The organism is Bartonella sp. AP40SXNS (genome assembly GCF_042195825.1).
Taxonomy (GTDB): domain Bacteria; phylum Pseudomonadota; class Alphaproteobacteria; order Rhizobiales; family Rhizobiaceae; genus Bartonella.
In genome coordinates this window covers 1-3,153 of the sequence record NZ_JBHIPB010000045.1, presented here as the reverse complement: position 1 = coordinate 3,153, position 3,153 = coordinate 1, and the positions used below count along the sequence as shown (strand labels likewise).

Sequence of the window (3,153 nt, the reverse complement as noted above, 5' to 3'; positions counted from 1 at the left end):
GAAAAGGATGGTACAGCCACAACCAATATTTCCTTGAACAAGGATAAATCCTCTAGTGATTATCATAGTGTTGTGGAACAATCAGGCATCAAAGCGGGTGATGGTGGTTTTAAGATCAACGTTAAAGATAAAACAACGCTGACCGGAGGTATTATTGAAAGCACTGCGCCGGCAGAAAAAAACAGCCTGACCACAGGAACCATTACGACGAGTGATATCACCAACAGTGCGCATGCGCAAGCCAGCAGCCAAGGTTTAAGCATTTCAGCGGGTGGTCCGATGTATCAGGGCAAATATGGTGTCGGGAAAAACATTGCCAAGAATGTTTTAGATCATGCAAAAGCCAAAGATTCAGAGGAAGGATACACCAAATCTGCTATCAGCAATGGCACCATTGTGTTGACTGATGAAGCAGGTCAGAAGGCATTAACAGGGCAAGATGTTGAGCAAGCTATAGCCTCCCTTAATCGTGATACTGCTAGCGCCCATAAGGGTGTACAACAGCTCGATGTAGGCAAGCTGGAACAAATCGTCCATGAAAACCGCGAAATGGCAACTCAACTCTTAGAAGAAGGGTTTAAATACAGCGATGACTCCTATAAAACCATGTTTATCAAAGAGCACCCCATCGCCGTTGTCGACCGTGATGAAAAGGGCAATATAATCTATAAAAAAGATGAAAATGGGGAGCCTATAGAAGACGCTCGTGGACAAAATATCCCTAAGTTTCATTATTTAACGGATGAAGAAAAGCAGCATTTGCAAGCCGGCTCTGATGGCAAGGTGCATGTGTCACTCAATGGCATTTTTACGCCACCCTATGAAGCTGCTGTTTATGCAGAGCAACATGCGGAGAATAAAAATGAACCGCTTTATTTTGTTGTGTTCCCAGAAGCCGATTCTGCGATTTCAGAACTTCTGGTCGCAGGATACCAGAAGTTTATGGAAAATAACCTTTGGGGTTTGACTAATTCAACACAAGAAGCAAAAGATCTAATGTCTCGCTATGGTAACACAGGATTGCATTTTGATGCTCATAGTCGTGGCAGTATGACAGGCTTTAATATGCTGAATTCTTTCAAACAAGAAGGTGTCAATGATGTAGCTGGCAATACAACGATCAATTTCTATGGACCAGCGGCTAATGTTTTGGCAGCATCAGATCTGTTAAGGTATGTGAGTGGTGGCAAACAAACCACGATTGGTTTTGATGGGCATAGATATGATCCTGTAAGCAGAGTTATTGGTGGCAATAGCTATACTTACGAGACAATACCTGCTGGCAGTAACTGGTGGAAAGAATGGTGGAGAGTGATCATGAATCCCATAAGTTCCCATACCTGTCTTGGAGACGTGGGTCCAAAATGCCAAAAGTTTTATGGTACATCTCATCGTGAACAATTTTCTTTAAGTAAATCAAGGAGTAAAAAATGAAACAAACTCTAAAATTATTAAGCACTATAACTTTGTTAATTATAACTGGATGTAATATCGATAAGCCTCCTCCAGGAGAGGTGGCTACGTGGGAGAAAAATGGTGTTACTGATTTTACTGAGGTAGGAAAAGCCTTGTTAGAATGTGGAATGCCGAGCCTTATTGATGCCGATCCAGAAAACAGAAAACTCAGCTACAATGCATGGGCAACTATTGATGCCTGTATGGTTCAATCAGGTTTTCGTGATAAAGTGGGGGGAGGGACTTGGTGCGAGAATCATAAAGCCGAAAACTTGCCCATTTGTCGTCCAGGTGCTGTGATCCCGAGGCCCAGTGTCAAGAAGCGCTTAAACAGCCCGTTTTGTAAAAAATATAAAAATAGTCGCAAATGCCAGCCTTAAGTTTTGCTGTTTGTGATGATTAACAATCCGTTATACTTGCCTTCGCTTTAAATGGCGGGATTGTTTTCTCAATCCACCATCTCAATATTGTTCACCGTTATTTTAAACAGCGATGACAAAAAATATCAACAGGCTTTAGAGCTTTTTTATTGTAAATAAATCCATTGAAGGAGGAAAAAATGAAGAAAATCTTAAAACTATTGAGCTGCATAGCTCTCTTAAATACAGCGGGATGTGTTAACCAACCTCCTCCATCAACTTTAGCATTATGGGAAAAACCAGGTGTCGATAAAACTATGACCCAACAAGCCTTGTCAACATGTGGTTGGAAACCAGTCTATGCTTCTTCTGACGATATGAATGCGTATGCGAGTGAATTTGCCTCAGTTTATGAGTGCATGAAAAAAGCCGGTTACCGGTATAAATTGCAAGATTCAAAAGGAATCTATTTTTCACCACCTGCGAAAAGTGGCTCGTTCCTCAGCAACTTAATGATAGCAGGATATGAGCAATTTATGGATAATGACACTTTTGGTGTGACCAACAAAACGCAACAGGAACGCGCTTTACTAACGCATTTTGAGGATGAAAGAAACCGTCAGCAAAAGCAAAAAGCTTTACAAAAACGACCATCAAAGCGTGCTCCCCATCATTAAAAGGGAGTTGGACAAAATCACGAATAAAGTAGAGGATCAAAGCCGTCTCTTCCTTTATCCACGCGGAGGGCCTTTTTAATTTGGTGGTTAAGATAGTCTACAATAAGGCAGGTGAGGGGTCCATTACGGGGGATGTGCATTTTGAAGCCAAAGTCGTGGGGCAATCCACAGGATATGTTAAGCGGTTTGACCGAGGCTGGTGCATCTGGCAGTGTGAGTATGGGTTTTAAGACGGAGAAAGCTGAAGCTTCTGTTCAGACATCTACCGTGGTAACAGGTACGATAGAAGCAGGGCGTTCTGTCACCATGGATGCCCACAAAGGCAGCATCCATGGTGTTGGCGCTGATATTCTCGCAGGCACAAACCCTCTGAGCAATGATGAACAGAGCGGGAATATCACCTTGGATGCAGGGCAACATATCACCTTTGAAAGTTCTTCAATGAGTGTTGGCACCGGTTATGGCACGGGTGGCGCAGGGGCAACGGGCAGTGCTGCTTTTAGTCAAGGGGAAGGTTCCAGTGAGGAAGTTCAACACAAAAACAGCCATATTATAGGCACCGGCACCGTTCATACCACGAGTGGGGCAAACACCACATTGGCAGGCGCCGTGGTTTCTGGAGAGCGTGTAGAAATGGAAGTAGGGGGTGATTTTGCCATTAC

At 43.3% G+C, this 3,153-nt stretch carries 3 protein-coding genes and 1 pseudogene; all 4 read left to right on the top strand.

Annotation, left to right across the window (positions count from 1 at the left end; genetic code table 11):
- Window positions 1-1,434, top strand: a 1,434-nt coding sequence (locus ACFILZ_RS09445) for a filamentous hemagglutinin (RefSeq protein ID WP_375611007.1), incomplete at its 5' end; no start/stop codon positions are given.
- A complete protein-coding gene (locus tag ACFILZ_RS09440; RefSeq protein WP_375611008.1) occupies window positions 1,431-1,835 on the top strand; it encodes a hypothetical protein in 405 nt (134 codons plus the stop codon). The genes ACFILZ_RS09445 and ACFILZ_RS09440, both read left to right, overlap by 4 nt.
- A 179-nt stretch (window positions 1,836-2,014) precedes the next feature.
- Entirely contained in the window at window positions 2,015-2,491 is a 477-nt protein-coding gene (locus tag ACFILZ_RS09435; protein ID WP_375611009.1) for a hypothetical protein, read from the top strand.
- A 186-nt stretch (window positions 2,492-2,677) separates the two neighbouring features.
- A pseudogene (locus ACFILZ_RS09430) lies at window positions 2,678-3,153 on the top strand (hemagglutinin repeat-containing protein); the annotation flags it as partial.

Excerpts from the sequence above, each read along its gene's own strand:
- ACFILZ_RS09435 (WP_375611009.1), top strand. The coding sequence starts at position 2,015 with ATGAAGAAAATCTTAAAACTATTGAGCTGCATAGCTCTCTTAAATACA.
- ACFILZ_RS09440 (WP_375611008.1), top strand. The coding sequence starts at position 1,431 with ATGAAACAAACTCTAAAATTATTAAGCACTATAACTTTGTTAATTATA.